The following is a 17,418-nucleotide window of genomic DNA, read 5'->3' as shown; positions in this document are numbered from 1 at the left end:
GTGGCCGGAAGCGCCCGGCTGTCGACTTCGTTGCATGGCCGATGTGGCGACTCGGCCGCGATGCCCGCCAGGCGCATGGCGCAGGCAGCAAGCGGACGGCCGAGATCCGCCATTTTCGCACCGGTTGTAAACTTCGCTGCATGATCATCCTGGGATTCGAAAGCTCGTGCGACGAGACCGGCGTGGCCGCGGTCTGTACCGAGCGCGGCCTGCTCGCGCACGCCCTGCATACACAGATCGCCATGCACCAGGACTATGGCGGCGTGGTGCCGGAGCTTGCGTCGCGCGACCATATCCGGCGCGTGGTGCCGCTGACCCGCCAGGTGCTGAATGAAGCCGGCCTGCAGCTGTCCGACGTGGACGCCGTGGCCTATACCGCGGGGCCGGGCCTGGCGGGCGCGTTGCTGGTCGGCGCCAGCGTGGCGCAGGCGCTGGCCTGGTCGCTGGGCCGTCCGGCCATCGGCATCCATCACCTCGAAGGCCATCTGTTGTCGCCGCTGCTGGCCGACCCGCGGCCCGACTTTCCCTTCGTGGCCCTGCTGGTGTCCGGGGGCCATACCCAGCTGATGAGGGTCGACGGAGTGGGCCGCTACGAACTGCTGGGCGAGACGCTGGACGACGCGGCCGGCGAGGCTTTCGACAAGTCTGCCAAGCTATTGGGCCTGGGTTATCCGGGCGGCCCGGCGCTGTCGAAGATGGCCGAACGGGGCGATGCCAACCGCTTCGAACTGCCGCGCCCCATGCTGCACAGCGGCGACCTGGACTTCAGCTTCAGCGGCCTGAAGACCGCGGTGCTGACACGCGTGAAGGCCGCCGAGCAGGCCGGCGGGCTGGACGAACAGACCCGGGCCGACCTGTCCGCGGCCACGCAGGCGGCCATCGTGGACGTGCTGGCCGCCAAGGCCGTGCGCGCGCTGCGCAAGACGAAGCTCAAGCGTCTGGTCGTGGCGGGCGGGGTAGGGGCCAACTCACTGTTGCGCTCGCGCCTGGCGCGCGAACTGGCTCCGTTGAAGGCGCAGGCCTACTTTCCGCCGCTGTCGCTGTGCACCGACAACGGCGCGATGATCGCGTTCGCGGCGGCGGAGCGGGTCAAGACGGGCCTGGCGCAGCTGCGTGAAGACGACCACGCCTTCACGGTACGCCCGCGCTGGGACCTGGCCGAGATCGGCTCGGCGTAGCGGCCGGCAGGCCTTGCGCTACTTCTTCTTTCCGCCGATCCGGCTTTCCTTGCCCTCGATCAGCCGCTTGATGTTGGCACGATGCCGGTAATACAGCAGCACGCTCATCACCACGATGGCCACCACCACCGGCGGCCGCGCCACCCAGGCCACACCCGAGCCGAACACGTAGTACAGCGGCGCGAAGAAAGCCGCCGCCAGCGCGGCCAGCGACGAATAACGCGAGAACACCGCCACGATCAGCCAGGTGGCGATGGTGGCCACCGCCAGCCACGGCTGGATGGCCGCCAGCACGCCCAGCGCCGTGGCCACGCCCTTGCCGCCCTGGAAGCGCAGGAACACGGGATACAGGTGCCCCACGAACACCGCCACGGCCGCCACCGCATACACGGTCCACGACAGCCCCGGCGCCAGCGCCTGGGCCAGCCACAGCGCGAACCAGCCCTTGAAGGCATCGCCCAGCAGCGTCAGCACCGCGGCGGCCTTGCTGCCCGAGCGCAGCACGTTGGTGGCGCCCGGGTTCTTCGAGCCATAGCTGCGCGGGTCCTGCAGGCCCATGACTCGGCTGACGATCACCGCGAAGGAAATGGACCCGATCAGGTAGGCCATCAGGACCAGGGCGGCATTCAGGGGCAGGGAAGGAGCGGCTTCGACCATGGAGGGATCCGGCAAGGGTTGAGGCTGCGGATTCTACCGCCACCGGTGGGCGGCGGCGGACCGTCCGCCTGCCGTACAATCGGTTGCCTCTCGGCGCGGTCTGTCAGACAGTGGAAGGATTGATGCGTATTCTGGTTTCGAACGACGATGGTTATAACGCCCCCGGGCTGCAGGCGCTGGTCGACGCGCTGGCGGGCCTGGGCGAGCTCACCGTGGTCGCGCCCGAAACCAATCACAGCGGCGCTTCCAACTCGCTCACGCTCAATCGCCCGCTCACGGTGCGCACCGCGTCCAACGGCTTCACCTACGTCAACGGCACGCCGTCCGACTGCGTGCACGTCGCGCTTACCGGCGGCCTGATGGAAGGCCGCCCGGACCTGGTGGTGTCCGGCATCAACAACGGCGCGAACATGGGCGATGACACGTTGTACTCCGGCACGGTCGCCGCCGCCACCGAAGGCTATCTGTTCGGCATTCCGGCCATCGCGTTCTCGCTCATCGAAAAAGGCTGGGAGCACATCGATTCCGCGGCCCGCGCCGCGCGCCAGGTGGTCGAGCGCCAGCTGGCGAAGCCGCTGGCCGCGCCCGTGCTGCTCAACGTCAACATTCCCAACCTGCCGTTCGAACAGCTGACCGGCTTCCAGGTCACGCGGCTGGGCAAGCGCCATCCTTCCGAGCCGGTGGTGCGCACCACCACGCCATACGGCGATCCGGTCTACTGGATCGGGCCGGTGGGCCTGGCGGCGGATGCCGCGCCCGGCACGGACTTCCACGCCGTGGCGCAGGGCGCCGTGGCCATCACGCCGCTGCGGCTGGACCTCACTCACCATGGCCAGCTCGACGAGGTGCGCGCGTGGGCGGAACCCCTATGAACACCAGGCGACCCTCATCCGGCCCGCCGCGCTACGGCAGCAGCGGCATGGGCGGCATCACGCCCGCCAACAGCAATACCCGCATCTCGTCGGCCACCCTGCAGCGTCCCGATGCGCAGCGCGGCGCCGTGGCGTCCGGGCCCAATCTGGGCCTGAACTCCGACCGGCTGCGCCAGGCGATGGTGCAGCGCCTGCGCGAGCAGGGCATCACCGACGAGCGCGTGCTGGCCGCCATGGGCGCGGTGCCGCGCCACTTGTTCGTCGACGAGGCCCTGGCCAGCCGCGCCTATGAAGACGCCGCGCTGCCCATCGGCCACTCGCAGACGATCTCGCAACCATGGATCGTGGCGCGCATGCTGGCGGCGGTGTGCGAAGACCGCGAGCCCACCCGGGTGCTCGAGGTCGGCGCGGGCTGCGGCTACCAGGCCGCGGTGCTGGCGCAGTTCGTGCGCGAAGTCCATGCCATCGAGCGCATCCGAGGCCTGTTCGAGCTGGCGCGCACGCATCTGCGCGCCCTGAAACTCGCCACGCGCGTGCGGCTGGTGCATGGCGACGGCATGCTGGGCTTGCCCGGCGTGGCGCCGTTCGATGCTATCGTTGTGGCTGCGGCGGGCCTGAGCATTCCTCAGGCCCTGCTTGCGCAACTGGCGCCGGGCGGCCGCCTTATCGCGCCAGAAGGCGGCGCCAGCCAGCGGCTGGTGCTGGTCGAGCGCACCGGCACGGCCAGTTGGAATCGCCGCGAGCTCGAAGCCGTGCGCTTCGTGCCTCTGCGAGCTGGAATACAAACTTGAGCAACAGGAGAATCGTATGCTCAACGGGCAGTTGCCACTGACCGCTGCAATATCCTCGCGCGCGCTCGCGCGTCCGTCCGGCCGGGTCCTGCAGGCCACGATGGTAATTCTTGCGCTGGCGCTGGCCGGCTGCACCAGCACCCGCCAGGCGCCCATCGTCGACATGTCGCAGCAGCCCGCGGGCGACAAGGCCGCTCCCGGCGGCACCTATGTGGTCAAGCCGGGCGACAGCCTGTATCGCATCGCGCGCAGCAACAATGTCGACGTCGACAGCCTGCGCCGTTGGAACAACATCACCGATCCAAACCAGATCTCGGTGGGGCAGGTGCTGAAGCTGTCCGGCTCGGCCGCGGGCGGCTCCGGCGCCGCGCCGTCCACGCCTCCCAGCGCTCCCCAGCCCATCGCGACCGCGCCCAGCAAGCCTTCCGAGCCCGTGCCGCTGGATGCGCCGCCCGCCGATCCCGACAAGCCGGCCACCCCCACGGACGGCGGCACGCCGCCCGCGGCCACGCCGGCCACCCCGCCCGAGACGCCCAAGCCCGCCACCCCGGCGCCGCCGCGCGCTTCCGATGCCAACGTCATCGCGTGGGGCTGGCCCGCCAGCGGCGCGATCATGCAGCAGTTCAACTCCAACACCAAGGGCATCGACATCGCCGGCGCCGCGGGCGACCCGGTGGTCGCCGCCGCCGACGGCAAGGTCATGTACAGCGGCAACGGCGTGCGCGGCCTGGGCAACCTGGTCATCATCAACCACCAGAACGGCTTCATCACGGCCTATGCGCACAATCGCGCGCTGCTGGTGAAGACGGGCCAGGACGTCAAGCGCGGCGCGAAGATCGCCGAGATAGGCCAGACCGACACCACGTCGCCCAGGCTGCACTTCGAGATCCGCCGCCAGGGCACTCCCGTCGATCCGCTGCAGTACCTGCCCGCGCGATGATCGCCGCGCGCCACATCGAACCGCACATCCCGGCCCGGCCATGACGCCCACCCTCGTCTTCGACCTCGAAACCCTGCCCGACGTGGCCGGCCTGCGCCGGCTGCACGGCTGGGGCGCCGACGTGCCCGACCTCGAGGTCGCCGAGCGCGCCTTCGCCGCGCGGCGCGAGGCCGTGGGGCATGATTTCCTGCCGCTGCACCTGCATCGCGTGGCGGTGGTGGGCTGCGTGTTCCGCGACGACCAGGGCTTTCGCGTGAAGTGCCTGGGACAGCCGGACGATCCCGAACCCGCGCTGTTGTCGATGTTCTTCAAGACCATCGAGCGCTATACCCCGCGCCTGGTCAGCTGGAACGGCTCGGGCTTCGACCTGCCCGTGCTGCACTACCGAAGCCTGATCCACGGCGTCCAGGCCCCGCGCTATTGGGACATGGGCGAGGAAGACCGCGACTTCAAGTACAACAACTACATCAGCCGCTATCACGCCCGCCATTGCGACCTGATGGACCTGCTGGCCAAGTACAACGGCCGCGCCAACGCGCCGCTGGACGAGCTGGCCAAGCTGTGCGGTTTTCCCGGCAAGCTGGGCATGGACGGCAGCAAGGTGTGGGAGGCCTGGAACAACGGCCAGGCCGATGCCGTGCGCGCCTATTGCGAGACCGATGTGGTGAACACCTGGCTGGTGTACTGCCGCTTCCGCTTCCTGCGCGGCGAACTCGACCACGCTGCGTACGAGGCCGAGATCGCGCTGGTGCGCGACACCCTGGCGGCCAGCGACGCGCCGCACTGGAAAGAGTACCTGGCGGCCTGGGACGCGGCCTAGCCGCCATGCTGCCCCGCCGGGCGCGCGCATCCCGCCGCGCCCGCTCCCATTCTTCCCCGACAGCAGCACCGCCCGACCCGCCGAAGCGGCGCCGCGGCGGGCATGCGCATTCGAGCCGCGAAAACCGTATATCGGCACGGGTGGCGCATCTTGCCTGCGACAGCCGTCGTTGCGCTCCTCTCTCATCTTCGCACAATCGGCCATGACGCCCGGCTCGGCCTAGTCGCCGACCAGATGCCCGAGGCATGGGCGCGGGCTACGCCGATTGAAAACTTCCGTAGCGTATAGCGACGATTTCGCGGCGGTATTGACCGCAACGAGCTAAGCATCCGGGCGGGGATCGGCGTAGCCATTTCACGCATATGGCGGATGTCGTTCCGCGAATCCCGTATGCCGCTCGTCCCTTCCTCGGTGTTTCGTCCTAGGGCCGACGCTCGATGGCTGCGGGCGCGCTCATGGCGATACGTTACGGTCAATCGGAGACGCGCATAAGGACGGATGTCCGAGACTTTCGAGGAGACTGAAAGTGATGAGCCAGGAGAACGGAATGATCGAAGACGCCGCCGTGCTGTCCGACGAGGAAACGTCCCTGTACCGCCGTCAGGGATATCTTTCGGTCGAGGAGATTTGTCCCAGGGATGAGGTGCATCAGATACGGACGATTCTCTTGAAGCTCTTCGAGGAACGCACGGGCTACGAGGAGGGCGCCCAATACGACTTCGCCAGTCGCGACGACCCGTCGGCGCCGCCCAAATTCCCCAGTCTGCACGACCCGCGGCATTACGCGCCGGAACTCTTGAAGACCCAGTATTTCCAACGGGCCACGGCGCTGGCGCGCCAACTGCTGGGCGACGAGGCGGCGTTATACGGCGAGCATGCGCTGCTCAAGCCGGCCTTCATCGGCCCGGAGACGCCATGGCACCAGGACGAGGCCTTCCGGTCGCCGGATTTCGAGTACCGCGAACTCAGCATCTGGCTCGCGCTGCAGCCCGTGGACGAGACCAACGGATGCATGCAGTTCATCCCGGGGTCGAACCGGTGGGACGTGCTGGAGCACCGCTCGCCCGGCGGGGACAAGTCGCTGCACCCGCTGCAGTGCTGCGGCGAGTTCGATCCCGGCCAGGCGGTGCCGGTGCCGTTGCGGGCGGGCGACTGCACCGTGCACGACGCTCGTACCTTGCACTACACCGGGGCGAATATCTCGCCGAATCCGCGCCTGGCCTACATCATGATTTTCAACACGCCGCCCGTATACAAGCCGGGGCGGCGCGAATCGCCGTGGCTGGTCGGGCGCTGGACCGACAGCCAGACGCGCAAGAGGGAATGGCATCGGCGCGGGGGCATCGCGGTCGAGGCGATGCGCCGACTGCCCGCGGCGCGCTGGACCAGCCCGCGCTGGGTGGCGTGGGCCACGATACGCGCGATGTCCAAGCTGCGATTCAGCCGATGAGGTCCGGCGTGCGGTACCGCGTGGCGCCGTGCCGCATGCCGCATCGGACCTGACTGATAGGCGCCCTCACACTGCGCGATGCGCGCAACGCAGCCCTAGCATTTCTGCAAGGCCGCGTCACAACCCTGTCGATGACACCATGAACCCTATCCGCCGTCCTGCCTTGCCCTCGGCCTCCGAACCTGCTGAAGTCGTATCTTCCGTGCAGCCGCCGCGGGTCGATGCGTCGCGGCGCCATGCGGCATGGGAGGACGAGCAGGCGGCCTTGCGCTGCGCGCGCGAAGGAGGGCGGTCCAGCTTCATGGAACACCTGATCGCACAGTGTTTTGGCACGGTGTCGGCGCAACTGCGCGACCGCCTGCGCACCGCCGACCAGGTACAGCTTGCGGCCTGGGGCCTTTGCGGCATCGACGCCCGCGCCATCGCGGATCTCCTGCAAAAACGCGGGCAATCGACTGAAACAAGCGGGACGCGCGCGAAACTCGACTGAAACCGGGCTCGACGCACAATGGCCTCGCGTTCCCACCCTCAGGAGATTCCTCATGTCCCGATACGCACTTCGTTCCACCCTGGCCGGCCTCGGCATGGCCATCACCGCGGGCCTGCTGAGCGCTCCGTCCATCGCCGCCACGGCCGACAGCGCCGCGCCGTCCGCCACCCAGCAGTCGACCGCGCCGGGCGCGTCCGAGGCCAAGAAAGAGCATCGCGGCCATCACCGCCGCCATGGCCACATGGGCCGCGACGGCCTGCTGATTCCTGGCCTGGGCCCGGTATCCAAGGCTCAGCTCGAATCGCTGAAGCTGGATGCCAAGCAGCAGGGGTTGGTCGAACAGGCCCGTACGGCCCAGCGCGATCTGTTCAAGTCGCGTCACGAAGCCGGCGCGGACCGCCGCTCTCTGCTGGACAAGCAACTGGCCGACGGCAAGCTCGATCCGCGCGCGTTGATGGCTTCGTCCGAAAGCGGTCGCGAGCAGTTCCTGGCACAGAAGGGCCAGGTGCGTGACAAGTGGCTGGCCGTGTGGGACAGCCTGAACGACACCCAGCGCGGCCAGGTGGCCGAACTGATCAAGGCCCGCCAGGCCCGCATGAAAGAGCGCCATGAGCAGCGCGCCGAGCGCGTCCAGCAGCGGCGCGCGCAGCATCAGCAGGCCACGCCGTCGTCGGCCGGCTGACGCCAGATCTCTCCCGTCTCTCTCGCCACGCCGCCATCGTTCTGCCGATGGCGGCGTTCGGCCGTTCCAGGCTCGTGTGCAGGATGGCCGCTCGTTTCCAGCGGGCCAGGCCGGCCGGTTCCGTGCCGAACCGGGGCAGGCGCGCCCTCAGCAGCACCACAGCGGTGCACACATCCGGGTCTCCGTTCGCGTCTTCCGTACCAAATCGGTGCGGCAATCGCCTCTTCGGTGTAGCGCGTGCTAGCGAAGAAAGTTGGCATGGTTCGTGCTTCAGGTTTTGCAAGCTGGTAGCGAATCTGACGATTCGTATCCGGTTCGCAGGGCATCTGGAGCCTGCCCTTACTCCATTCTTTCGCTCAGGAACGTACTCATGAAGAAGACGCTGCTTGCCTCCTCATTCGCCATCGCCGCCGCGTGCGGGGCCCCGTCGGCCGTGCACGCCGAACCCACCGATCTGGGCGCAGGCTTCTCGCTGACCGGCAACGCCGCAATTGTCAACGACTACCGGTTCCGCGGCTTCTCGCAGACCGACTTCCGTCCGGCGGCACAGGTGGGCATCGATCTCACGCACAGTTCCGGCTTCTACCTGGGCAACTGGAACTCGAACGTGTCCGATTTCGTGATCGCCGATGGCAACCTGGAAATGGACTTCTACGGCGGCTGGCGCGGTCCCATCGCGGGCGACCTGGGCCTGGACGTCGGCGCGCTGCATTACTACTACCCGGGCTCGACGGCGCCCAAGGACGGCGACAGCATCACGAACACCGACATCTACCTGGGCCTGACCTACAAGACGTTTTCGCTGAAGTACTCGTACACGCCCAGCGATTTCTTCGGCGTGGACGACACCAAGAACACGTGGTACCTGGACGCCAGCGGCACCTATGACCTGGGCGACGGCTGGGGCCTGGTCGGCCACGTCGGCTACCAGCGCCTGAAGGGCGCCGTGTCGTACACGTCCGAAGGCGAGCACATCAGCGGCTACGTCGACTACAAGTTCGGCGTCACCAAAGACCTGAAGGGCTGGGTGCTGGGCGCGGCGGTCGTGGGCGCCAACCACGACGACTGGCTGCCCACCAAGAACGGGCATCCGTCCGGCCGCATCGGCGGCGTGTTCTCGGTGTCGCGCACGTTCTGAGGCCGAGACGGCCGCGTCCGCGGTCTCATCGCACCCCTGGCCCGGAATCGCCCGGCCCAGGGGCGTTTTTCATCGCCGACGCACAACTCTTACAATGCCGGGTTGCCCGTGAATCTGGATTGCGTGTAAGAGATGTCCGACGTATTGAAAATCGAGTCCCTGGACCTGGAAGCCCGGGGCATCGCCCGCCGCGACGGCAAGGTCGTGTTCGTCGAGGGCGCCCTGCCTGGCGAACGCGTGGCCACGGCCACCGTGCGCCGCAAGCCGTCCTACGAGATCGCGCGCGTCGAGTCCGTCCTGACGCCGTCCTCGCAGCGCGTCGTGCCGCGCTGCCCGCACTTCGGCGTGTGCGGCGGCTGCGCCATGCAGCATCTCGAGCCCTCCGCGCAGGTCGCCATCAAGCAGCGCGCGCTCGAGGACACCTTCTGGCACATCGGCAAGCTGCGTCCGTCGCGCATGCTGCCTCCGCTGCACGGGCCCACGTGGGGCTATCGCTATCGCGCCCGCCTGTCGGTGCGGGTGGTGCCCAAGAAGGGCGGCGTGCTGGTCGGCTTTCACGAACGCAAGAGCAGCTATGTGGCCGACATGCGCGAATGCCACGTCCTGCCGGCGTCGGTCAGCGCGCTGCTCATGCCGCTGCGCGCGCTGATCGCCAGCATGTCGGCGCCCGACCGCATGCCGCAGATCGAGGTGGCGCTGGGCGATGCCGTGACCGTGCTGGTGCTGCGTCATCTGCTGCCGCTTACCGACGGCGACGTGTCCTTGCTGCGCGCCTTCGCCGACAAGCACGGCGTGCAATGGTGGCTGCAGTCCAAGGGGCCCGATACGGTGCAGCCGCTCGAACCCGCGCACGCCGACGCGCTCGCCTATTCCATGCCCGAGTTCGGCTTGCGCATGCCGTACCGGCCCACCGATTTCACGCAAGTCAACCATGCCATCAACCGCGCGCTGGTGTCTCGCGCGCTGACGCTGCTGGATCCGCGGCCCACCGACCGCGTCGCCGACCTGTTCTGCGGCCTGGGCAATTTCACGCTGCCGCTGGCCACGCGTGCGCGCGAGGCCGTGGGCGTGGAAGGCAGCAAGACGCTGACCGACCGCGCCATGCAGGCGGCGCGCCAGCACGGCCTGCAGGACAGCACCAGCTTCGCCACGCTGAACCTGTTCGAGGTCGACGTGGAGTGGCTGCGCGGCCTGGGCCACTTCGACCGCATGCTGATCGACCCGCCGCGCGAGGGGGCGCAGGCGGTGGCGCAGGCGCTGTCGCAACTGAGCCATGCCGAGCGGCCCGTGCGCATCGTGTACGTCTCCTGTAATCCGGCCACGCTGGCGCGGGACGCGGCCATCATGGTGCACGAGGGCGGCTATGCGCTGCGCGCGGCGGGCGCGATCAACATGTTCCCGCATACCGGCCACGTCGAGTCCATCGCGGTATTCGAATCCCTGGACGAGCAGGCCGTCGTGGCGGCGCAGACCCAGGCGGCGCAGAAGCGGCTGGCGGAGGGGGCGGATCAATCGCCCGACGGCATGGACGCGGCTGCCTGACGGCGCGGCCGCGCCTAGGACGCCGCGATCCCGCGCCTCAGTGCCCCACCACCATCATTCAGGCCTGGACCACAGCCAGCACAGCACCACCGCCATGCTGATGCATGCCGGCCACACCACCCAGGCGTGCGGCAGGGTATAGATCATGAGCAGCGCCGCGGCCGCCATGGAGAGCGCGGCGGCGATCTTCGAGCGGCGCGCCACGCGGCGCCCGTCGCGCCAGTCGCGCAGCATCGGTCCGAACACACGGTGCCGGTGCAGCCACGCATGCAGCCGCGGCGAACTGCGTGCCGAGGCCCAGGCCGCCACGAGCAGGAAGGGCGTGGTGGGCAACCCCGGCAGAAAGACACCGATGATGGCCAATGCCAGGCTGACGCCCGCCAAGGCGATGAGCAGCGCGCGCTGCCATGCGCTGCGGGTCGGCGGCATGGGCGGCATGGATTCCGGCCCGGCGCCGGTAGGTTCGGGCGTCGAGGCCGGCGCGGACTCGACCTTGGTGGGAGCGGACTCGACCTTCGCGGGCGCGGGATCGGCCGTTTCGGGCATCATGCCGCCAGCTTGAAATGGCGGACCAGCAGGTCGCCGAAACGGTCATAGGCCGCGTGGGCGCCGGCTACGACCGCGTCATGCGCGTCGCGGCTGAGGGCTTCGCTGTCCAGTGCGGCCACGAAGCGGCGCCACGCCACCGCGCGGCCCTCGGGATAGGCGGCCAGGTTGCGCGCGCCGAAATCGGCGGACAGGCCCAGGCGCGCCTGCGCTTCCTTGTACAGGAAGGCCGCGCCCAGCGTGGAGCCTTCGGACACATACAGCCAGCCCAGGCTCTGGGGCATGCTTACCTCCCTGCTGGCGATGTCCTCTTGCGGCACGGGCGCGCCCAGGTCGCGCAGGTCCTGCAGCGAGGCCTCCTGCCGGCCCCGCACCGCCAGGTCGGGCACCGCGGCCCGCACCGAGGCGTCCTGGAACAGATGTTCGACGTCGCGCTGGAACAGGTACTGCGCGGCCACGAAGCGGGCATAGGCCTCGCGGCTGGCCATCGGGTCCGCGCGCTCCATCAGTGCGTGCATGCGCTCGTGCTGGACCGCGGTCTCATGCTTCAGGCGTTGCGACAGCGTGAGGCGTTCGGTGGTGTCGGTGTTCATGGCGGGATGTGATGCATCGATGCGGCTGAGGCGATGCGGCGGCGCGGCCACAGCGGAAGATCGGCCTCATGATAACTAACGGCGCCGCGCCAGGCTTGCAGGCGCACCGGACCCCGCGCCGTGGTCAGGCGTGGTGCGCCGTAACGGCCGAGCCGCTGAGTTCGTCGATGATGGGGCAGTCCGGCCGCTTGTCGCCATGGCAGTGCCGCGCCAGGTGCTTCAGCGTATCGGCCATCTGTTGCAGTTCGGCGGCCTTGCGCTCGAGTTCCTCGACGTGGCGCAGCGCCACGCGCTTGACGTCGCCGCTGGCGCGGCTGCGGTCGCGCCACAGCGCCAGCAGTTCGTGCATCTGCTCCACCGAGAAGCCCAGGCCGCGCGCGCGGCGCACGAAGCGCAGCGTATGCACGTCGTTGTCGCTGTACACGCGATAGCCCGCGTTCGAGCGCTGCGCGGGCCCGATCAGGCCGATGCTTTCGTAATAGCGGATCATCTTGGCCGAAATGCCGCTGGCTTGCGAGGCTTGTCCGATGTTCATGGCATAGAATTCCGGAATGTGTGCGGAGGGCTTTCTAGCCGCGCGGATCGGCTGATCGCGGCCCGGCGGATCGCGGGTCGCCGCGTCTGCGTCCGGCCATCGCGAAGGTCTTCAATCGCAGCGCGTTGCCCACCACGAACACGCTGGACAACGCCATGGCGCCGGCCGCGAGCATCGGCGACAGCACCATCCCGTAGGCGGGATAGAGGGCGCCCGCCGCCAGCGGTATCAACGCGGCGTTATAGGCGAAGGCCCAGAACAGGTTCTGCCGGATATTGGCCAGCGTGGCGCGGCTGAGCGCGATGGCGGTGGGCACGCCGCGCAGGTCGCCGGTCATCAGCACCACGGACGCGGCCTCGATGGCGACGTCGGTGCCCGTGCCGATGGCCACGCCGACGTCGGCGGCGGCCAAGGCGGGCGCGTCGTTGATGCCGTCGCCCACGAACGCCACCTTGCGGCCGCCGCTGCGCAGCGCCTCGACCGCGCGCACCTTGGCGTCGGGCAGCACCTCGGCGCGCACGTCGTCGATGTCCAGGCCGCGCGCCACGGCCTGTGCGGTGTCGCGGTGGTCGCCAGTGATCATGGCGGTGCGTATGCCTTGCGCATGCAGGGCCGCGATGGCCTGCGCGGCCGAGGGCTTGACGGGGTCGGCCACGGCCGCCATTGCCGCGGCGCGGCCGTCGATCGCCACATAGATCGGTGTCCAGCCCTGGCGCGCCCAGTCGGCCGCCTGGGGGCCGAAGCCGGACACGTCCACGCCATGGTCCGCCATCAGGCGCGCGGCGCCCGCCGACAGCGCGTGCCCGGCCACTCGCCCCTGCACGCCCGCGCCCGATACGGCGCGGAAGTCCTCCGCGGGCAGCAGGGCAAGCCCGCGTTCCGCGGCAGCGGCGACGATGGCTTGCGCAATGGGATGTTCCGAGCGCGCCTGCAGCGAGGCCAGCCAGCGCAGCAGTTCATCTTCCGTGGCGGCGGCCGCGCCCGTGGCCAGACGCAGCGCGGCCAAGGCAGGGCGGCCCTGCGTCAGCGTGCCCGTCTTGTCGAACGCCACCACGTCCACGTCGCGCAGCGCCTGCAGCGCGTCTCCATGGCGAAACAGCACGCCGAGTTCAGCGGCGCGGCCCGTGCCCACCATGATCGACGTAGGGGTGGCCAGGCCCATGGCGCAGGGGCAGGCGATGATCAGCACGGCCACGGCGTGCACGAGCGCATGCGTCAGCGCGGGTGGCGGTCCCCAGACCAGCCACGCCACGAAGGTGAGCAATGCGGCCGCCATGACCGCGGGCACGAACCAGCCGGTGATGCGATCCACCAGCGCCTGCACCGGCAGCCGCGCGCCTTGAGCGTCCTCGACCATGCGGATGATGCGCGCCAATTGCGTATCGGCGCCGACGTGCGTGACGCGCAGCGTGAAGCCGCCGGTGGTGTTCAGCGTGCCGCCCGCCACGTTGTCACCGGCCTGCTTCTCCACCGGCACGGGTTCGCCGGTGAGCATGGATTCGTCGACGTAGGAACTGCCTTCGATGATCTCGCCGTCCAGCGGCACCTGTTCGCCGGGGCGCACCAGCACGCGGTCGCCGACCCGCACGTCGGCGATGGGCAGGTCCATGGGCTGGCCGCCGCGCAGCACCCTCGCGCTGCGCGGCTGCAGCGCCACCAGGCGACGGATGGCCGCGCCGGTCCGGCCCTTGGCGCGCGCTTCCAGCATGCGGCCCAGCAGGATCAGCGTGACGATGACGGCTGCGGCCTCGAAGTACACGGCCCGCGCGCCGGCGGGCAGCCATTGCGGCACGAACGTCGCCACCGTCGAATAGCCCCATGCCGCGCCCGCGCCCAGCGCCACCAGCGAGTTCATCTCGGGCGCGCGGCGCCACAACGCGGCCAGGCCGATGGTGAAGAAGTGGCGGCCAGGCCAGGCCAGCACGGCCGTGGTCAATACGAACTGCAGCACCCAGCTGTTGCGCTGGCCCAGCGTCGCATCGATCCAATGGTGCCAGGCCGGTACCAGGTGGCCGACCATCTCGAGCAGGAATACCGGCAGGGTCAGCGCCACGGCCACGGCCAGCGCCCGTTCCAGTCGGCGCGCCTCGGCGTCGCGCGCTTCGGCCTGGCGGTCGGCATGGTCGTCGTGCGGCGCGATGGCATGCGCGGCATAGCCTGCCTTGCCGACCGCGGCCAGCAGCGCCTCGGGCGCCGCCGCATCGGGGTCGTAGGATACTTGCGCGCGCTCGGTGGCCAGGTTGACATTGGCGACGTGCACGCCGGGCACGTTGGACAGCGCTTTTTCGACGCGCCGGACGCATGAGGCGCACGTCATGCCTTCCACGGAAAGGTCCAGTTGGGCGAGAGTAGGGGTAGCGGCGGTCATCGAGCCGTCCTGCCATTGATGTTGGAAACGTTTGCAGTATCAGCCTTCCCATCATGGGAAGGTCAAGCGGGATTGTAGGCTTGACCTTGCCATGATGGGAAAGTTTAAGCTTCCGTCATCCGGGTCGCGACGGCCCGTGCTTTCACAGGAGCGACAGCAATGACCATTGAATTGACGGTGCCCGACATGACCTGCGGCCACTGCGTGAAGACGATCACCGAGGCCGTGCGGGCCGCCGCGCCGGAAGCTCAGGTGCAGGCCGACGTGGCTACGCATCAGGTGCGCGTTAGCGGCACCCAGCGTGGCGAGGCGGTGCGTGCGGCGATACGCGAAGCGGGTTACGACGTGCAGGGTTGAGCAGCGGGACGGCTGGCGGACGGCGCCTCGCAGACCGCGTGGCGCCGTCGTCTGCCGGTGGCCGATTATGATAGATATAAAAAATCACTAAACTTCTGTATAAAGGTTTTGCCTATCAATAAGTTTGGATAATTAAATTAGATCAATTGATAGCTGGTGTTTATGATTCTTCTTCATGACGGCGCGCATCCAGCCGCCGATACCCCCGAGGAGAATTACGAATGCTGCAATCCCGCGAAGGCCAACGCGTTCCCGACGTCACTTTCCCCGTCCGTGACGGCAATACGTGGAAGACGCTGACCAGCGACGACCTGTTCAAAGGCAAGACCGTGGTCGTCTTTTCGCTGCCGGGCGCGTTCACGCCCACCTGCTCGTCCTCGCACCTGCCCCGCTACAACGAACTCGCCCCCGCCTTCCGCGCGGCCGGCGTCGACGCCATCGTCTGCGTGTCGGTCAACGACACCTTCGTGATGAACGAGTGGGCCAAGGACCAGGAATCGGAGAACATCGTGCTGCTGCCCGACGGCAATGCCGACTTCACGGACGGCATGGGCATGCTGGTCGACAAGCGCAACCTCGGCTTCGGCAAGCGCAGCTGGCGCTATTCGATGCTGGTGCGTGACGGCGTGGTCGAGAAGATGTTCATCGAACCCGAAAAGGACGGCGATCCCTTCGAAGTGTCGGACGCCGACACGATGCTGAACTACGTCGCCCCGCAGGCCAAGAAGCCCGACCAGGTCGTGGTGTTCTCCAAGCCCGGCTGCCCGTTCTGCATCGAAGCCAAGGACCTGCTCGAATCGCGCGGCTACTCGCCCGTCGAGATCCCGCTGGAGCACAAGGTGCGCGGCCGTGTGATCGGCGCCGTGTCCGGCAAGGGCACCGCACCGCAGGTGTTCATCAACGGCACGCTGGTGGGCGGTCTGGAAGACCTGAAGGTCTACCTGGGCTGATGCCGCAGCCGGCGGCGCGCGGGCAGTCCGCGCGCCGCGCCACGAACCACGAGGGATGGAAATGAAGACTTTGCATACCGATGTCGCCGTGATCGGCGCCGGCACGGCCGGCCTGGCCGCCTATCGGGCCGCGCGCGCCGCGGGCAAGCGCGCCCTGCTGATCGAGGGCGGCGTCTACGGCACCACCTGCGCGCGGGTCGGCTGCATGCCGTCCAAGCTGCTCATCGCCGCCGCCGAGGCCGCCCATGCGGCTGCCCACGGCGCGCCGTTCGGCGTGCACGTGGACGGCACGGTGCGCGTGGATGGCGCCGAGGTGATGGCGCGCGTCAAGCGCGAGCGCGACCGCTTCGTGGGATTCGTGCTGGAAGGCGTGGAGAACATCCCCGCCGAGGACAAGCTGCGCGGCCACGCGCGCTTCGTCTCGGACTCGGTGCTGCGCATCGACGGTCATACCGACGTGCACCCCGCCAGCGTGGTCATCGCCAGCGGTTCGTCGCCGTCGATACCCGGTCCGCTGCGCGGCCTGGGCGATCGGCTGGTGGTCAACGACGACGTGTTCGCCTGGGACGACCTGCCGCGCCGCGTGGCCGTGTTCGGTCCCGGCGTGATCGGGCTGGAACTGGGCCAGGCGCTCTCCCGGCTGGGCGTGCAGGTGCGCGTCTTCGGCGTCAGCGGCAGCCTGGGCGGCATCACCGATCCCGCGGTGCGCCAGCGTGCCCGCAAGGCCTTCCAGGAAGAGTTCTACCTGGACCCCGATGCGCGCGTGCTGGAAATCGCGCGGATCGGAGACGAGGTCGAGGTCCGCTACGTGGCGCTGGACAATACCGAGCGCACCGAACGCTTCGACTACGTGCTGGCTGCCACGGGCCGGCGTCCCAATGTGGACGGCCTGGACCTGCAGAACACCACGCTGGCGCTGGACGCGCGCGGGGTACCCGTCTATGACCGCGTCACCATGCAGGCCGGCCAGTCGGCGATCTTCATCGCGGGCGACGCGAATGCCGATGCGCCGCTGCTGCACGAGGCCGCCGACGAAGGCAGGATCGCGGGCGACAATGCCGCGCGCTTCCCGGACGTGCGGCCAGGCATGCGCCGCGCGCCGCTCGGGGTGGTGTTCTCCGATCCGCAGATCGCGCTGGTGGGCGCCTCGTACGCGCGCCTGGAGCCGGGCAGTTTCGTGGCGGGCGAGGTCGACTTCGGCGACCAGGGCCGCTCGCGGGTCATGCTGAAGAACCGCGGCATGCTGCGCGTGTATGCCGACATCGAGACCGGCCGCTTCCTGGGGGCCGAGATGGTGGGGCCGAGCGCCGAGCACATCGGCCACCTGCTGGCCTGGGCGGCGCAGCAGGAACTGACCGTGGCCCGCATGCTCGAGATGCCGTTCTACCACCCTGTGGTTGAGGAAGGGCTGCGCACCGCGCTGCGCGACGCGCAGGCGAAGCTGGCCCAGGCGCAGGAGCGCGCACGCGCCGAGGCGCAGGCAGCGGTATCGGCCGCGCAGGTCTGAGG

The 17,418-nt window shown here is 68.9% G+C and carries 18 protein-coding genes; 13 read left to right on the top strand and 5 right to left on the bottom strand.

Annotated elements, in window-relative coordinates:
• Positions 1-140: 140 nt before the first annotated feature.
• On the top strand, positions 141-1,178 hold the full coding sequence (gene tsaD / locus CAL15_RS14090; RefSeq protein WP_086081096.1) for a tRNA (adenosine(37)-N6)-threonylcarbamoyltransferase complex transferase subunit TsaD: 1,038 nt from the start codon (positions 141-143) through the stop codon (positions 1,176-1,178).
• Between the two features lie 18 nt (positions 1,179-1,196).
• On the opposite strand, the gene plsY is transcribed toward tsaD, so the two are convergent.
• Positions 1,197-1,835, bottom strand: coding sequence for a glycerol-3-phosphate 1-O-acyltransferase PlsY (gene plsY, locus CAL15_RS14085; RefSeq protein ID WP_198299055.1), 639 nt, complete (start codon positions 1,833-1,835; stop codon positions 1,197-1,199).
• A gap of 122 nt (positions 1,836-1,957) precedes the next feature.
• Here plsY and surE point away from each other — a divergent pair, with 122 nt between their 5' ends.
• The 9 genes from surE (at position 1,958) to rlmD (ending at position 10,560) form a co-directional block, all read left to right on the top strand.
• Positions 1,958-2,707: a 5'/3'-nucleotidase SurE gene (gene surE, locus CAL15_RS14080; protein WP_086079174.1), complete on the top strand. Its 750-nt coding sequence runs from the start codon at positions 1,958-1,960 to the stop codon at positions 2,705-2,707.
• Entirely contained in the window at positions 2,704-3,498 is a 795-nt protein-coding gene (locus CAL15_RS14075; RefSeq protein ID WP_198299054.1) for a protein-L-isoaspartate(D-aspartate) O-methyltransferase, read from the top strand. Before surE ends, CAL15_RS14075 begins: the two co-directional genes overlap by 4 nt.
• A 16-nt stretch (positions 3,499-3,514) precedes the next feature.
• Positions 3,515-4,438 (top strand): peptidoglycan DD-metalloendopeptidase family protein, encoded by a 924-nt coding sequence (locus CAL15_RS14070; protein WP_086079173.1) that lies wholly within the window; start codon positions 3,515-3,517, stop codon positions 4,436-4,438.
• A gap of 40 nt (positions 4,439-4,478) precedes the next feature.
• Positions 4,479-5,258: a 3'-5' exonuclease gene (locus CAL15_RS14065; RefSeq protein ID WP_086079172.1), complete on the top strand. Its 780-nt coding sequence runs from the start codon at positions 4,479-4,481 to the stop codon at positions 5,256-5,258.
• A 547-nt stretch (positions 5,259-5,805) separates the two neighbouring features.
• Positions 5,806-6,708 carry a phytanoyl-CoA dioxygenase family protein gene (locus tag CAL15_RS14060; RefSeq protein ID WP_232467972.1) on the top strand — a complete coding sequence of 301 codons (903 nt, stop codon included), beginning with the start codon at positions 5,806-5,808 and terminating at the stop codon, positions 6,706-6,708.
• Positions 6,709-6,847: 139 nt separating this feature from the next.
• Positions 6,848-7,198 (top strand): hypothetical protein, encoded by a 351-nt coding sequence (locus CAL15_RS14055; RefSeq protein WP_157666662.1) that lies wholly within the window; start codon positions 6,848-6,850, stop codon positions 7,196-7,198.
• 52 nt (positions 7,199-7,250) lie between these two features.
• The gene (locus CAL15_RS14050) at positions 7,251-7,880 is read left to right on the top strand and encodes a hypothetical protein (protein ID WP_086079170.1); all 630 of its coding nucleotides are present in this window, start codon (positions 7,251-7,253) and stop codon (positions 7,878-7,880) included.
• Between the two features lie 370 nt (positions 7,881-8,250).
• Complete coding sequence (locus CAL15_RS14045; RefSeq protein WP_086079169.1) at positions 8,251-9,018, top strand: TorF family putative porin; 768 nt, start codon at positions 8,251-8,253, stop codon at positions 9,016-9,018.
• 132 nt (positions 9,019-9,150) lie between these two features.
• Complete coding sequence (gene rlmD, locus CAL15_RS14040) at positions 9,151-10,560, top strand: 23S rRNA (uracil(1939)-C(5))-methyltransferase RlmD (RefSeq protein WP_086079168.1); 1,410 nt, start codon at positions 9,151-9,153, stop codon at positions 10,558-10,560.
• Positions 10,561-10,614: 54 nt separating this feature from the next.
• Here the strand turns inward: rlmD and CAL15_RS14035 are convergent, their stop codons facing one another.
• The 4 genes from CAL15_RS14035 to CAL15_RS14020 all read right to left on the bottom strand — a co-directional run bounded on the left by CAL15_RS14035 (position 10,615) and on the right by CAL15_RS14020 (position 14,602).
• Positions 10,615-11,109, bottom strand: coding sequence for a YbaN family protein (locus tag CAL15_RS14035; protein WP_232467971.1), 495 nt, complete (start codon positions 11,107-11,109; stop codon positions 10,615-10,617).
• Positions 11,106-11,699 carry a biliverdin-producing heme oxygenase gene (locus tag CAL15_RS14030; RefSeq protein ID WP_086081092.1) on the bottom strand — a complete coding sequence of 198 codons (594 nt, stop codon included), beginning with the start codon at positions 11,697-11,699 and terminating at the stop codon, positions 11,106-11,108. The genes CAL15_RS14035 and CAL15_RS14030 overlap by 4 nt, the downstream gene beginning before the upstream one ends.
• 124 nt (positions 11,700-11,823) lie before the next feature.
• Positions 11,824-12,234, bottom strand: a complete 411-nt coding sequence (gene cueR / locus CAL15_RS14025) for a Cu(I)-responsive transcriptional regulator (protein ID WP_086079167.1) — start codon at positions 12,232-12,234, stop codon at positions 11,824-11,826.
• Between the two features lie 34 nt (positions 12,235-12,268).
• Entirely contained in the window at positions 12,269-14,602 is a 2,334-nt protein-coding gene (locus CAL15_RS14020) for a heavy metal translocating P-type ATPase (protein WP_086079166.1), read from the bottom strand.
• A gap of 159 nt (positions 14,603-14,761) precedes the next feature.
• Here CAL15_RS14020 and CAL15_RS14015 point away from each other — a divergent pair, with 159 nt between their 5' ends.
• The 3 genes from CAL15_RS14015 to CAL15_RS14005 all read left to right on the top strand — a co-directional run bounded on the left by CAL15_RS14015 (position 14,762) and on the right by CAL15_RS14005 (position 17,416).
• Positions 14,762-14,959, top strand: coding sequence for a heavy-metal-associated domain-containing protein (locus CAL15_RS14015; RefSeq protein ID WP_086079165.1), 198 nt, complete (start codon positions 14,762-14,764; stop codon positions 14,957-14,959).
• A gap of 221 nt (positions 14,960-15,180) precedes the next feature.
• Positions 15,181-15,909 carry a glutathione peroxidase gene (locus tag CAL15_RS14010; protein ID WP_086079164.1) on the top strand — a complete coding sequence of 243 codons (729 nt, stop codon included), beginning with the start codon at positions 15,181-15,183 and terminating at the stop codon, positions 15,907-15,909.
• A gap of 61 nt (positions 15,910-15,970) precedes the next feature.
• Positions 15,971-17,416 carry a dihydrolipoyl dehydrogenase gene (locus CAL15_RS14005; RefSeq protein WP_086081091.1) on the top strand — a complete coding sequence of 482 codons (1,446 nt, stop codon included), beginning with the start codon at positions 15,971-15,973 and terminating at the stop codon, positions 17,414-17,416.
• Positions 17,417-17,418 lie beyond the last annotated feature (2 nt).

Origin of the sequence: Bordetella genomosp. 13 (assembly GCF_002119665.1) — a bacterium.
In the GTDB taxonomy this organism is placed as follows: domain Bacteria; phylum Pseudomonadota; class Gammaproteobacteria; order Burkholderiales; family Burkholderiaceae_B; genus Bordetella.
Note: the sequence above shows the minus strand (reverse complement) of the source record. Positions and strands in the feature narration are given on the sequence as shown.

What these genes read in the sequence shown, in the direction of transcription:
- tsaD (WP_086081096.1), top strand. Translation starts at nt 141, where the DNA reads ATGATCATCCTGGGATTCGAAAGCTCGTGCGACGAGACCGGCGTGGCC.
- plsY (WP_198299055.1), bottom strand. Translation starts at nt 1,835, where the DNA reads ATGGTCGAAGCCGCTCCTTCCCTGCCCCTGAATGCCGCCCTGGTCCTG.
- surE (WP_086079174.1), top strand. Translation starts at nt 1,958, where the DNA reads ATGCGTATTCTGGTTTCGAACGACGATGGTTATAACGCCCCCGGGCTG.
- CAL15_RS14075 (WP_198299054.1), top strand. Translation starts at nt 2,704, where the DNA reads ATGAACACCAGGCGACCCTCATCCGGCCCGCCGCGCTACGGCAGCAGC.
- CAL15_RS14070 (WP_086079173.1), top strand. Translation starts at nt 3,515, where the DNA reads ATGCTCAACGGGCAGTTGCCACTGACCGCTGCAATATCCTCGCGCGCG.
- CAL15_RS14065 (WP_086079172.1), top strand. Translation starts at nt 4,479, where the DNA reads ATGACGCCCACCCTCGTCTTCGACCTCGAAACCCTGCCCGACGTGGCC.
- CAL15_RS14060 (WP_232467972.1), top strand. Translation starts at nt 5,806, where the DNA reads ATGATCGAAGACGCCGCCGTGCTGTCCGACGAGGAAACGTCCCTGTAC.
- CAL15_RS14055 (WP_157666662.1), top strand. Translation starts at nt 6,848, where the DNA reads ATGAACCCTATCCGCCGTCCTGCCTTGCCCTCGGCCTCCGAACCTGCT.
- CAL15_RS14050 (WP_086079170.1), top strand. Translation starts at nt 7,251, where the DNA reads ATGTCCCGATACGCACTTCGTTCCACCCTGGCCGGCCTCGGCATGGCC.
- CAL15_RS14045 (WP_086079169.1), top strand. Translation starts at nt 8,251, where the DNA reads ATGAAGAAGACGCTGCTTGCCTCCTCATTCGCCATCGCCGCCGCGTGC.
- rlmD (WP_086079168.1), top strand. Translation starts at nt 9,151, where the DNA reads ATGTCCGACGTATTGAAAATCGAGTCCCTGGACCTGGAAGCCCGGGGC.
- CAL15_RS14035 (WP_232467971.1), bottom strand. Translation starts at nt 11,109, where the DNA reads ATGATGCCCGAAACGGCCGATCCCGCGCCCGCGAAGGTCGAGTCCGCT.
- CAL15_RS14030 (WP_086081092.1), bottom strand. Translation starts at nt 11,699, where the DNA reads ATGAACACCGACACCACCGAACGCCTCACGCTGTCGCAACGCCTGAAG.
- cueR (WP_086079167.1), bottom strand. Translation starts at nt 12,234, where the DNA reads ATGAACATCGGACAAGCCTCGCAAGCCAGCGGCATTTCGGCCAAGATG.
- CAL15_RS14020 (WP_086079166.1), bottom strand. Translation starts at nt 14,602, where the DNA reads ATGACCGCCGCTACCCCTACTCTCGCCCAACTGGACCTTTCCGTGGAA.
- CAL15_RS14015 (WP_086079165.1), top strand. Translation starts at nt 14,762, where the DNA reads ATGACCATTGAATTGACGGTGCCCGACATGACCTGCGGCCACTGCGTG.
- CAL15_RS14010 (WP_086079164.1), top strand. Translation starts at nt 15,181, where the DNA reads ATGCTGCAATCCCGCGAAGGCCAACGCGTTCCCGACGTCACTTTCCCC.
- CAL15_RS14005 (WP_086081091.1), top strand. Translation starts at nt 15,971, where the DNA reads ATGAAGACTTTGCATACCGATGTCGCCGTGATCGGCGCCGGCACGGCC.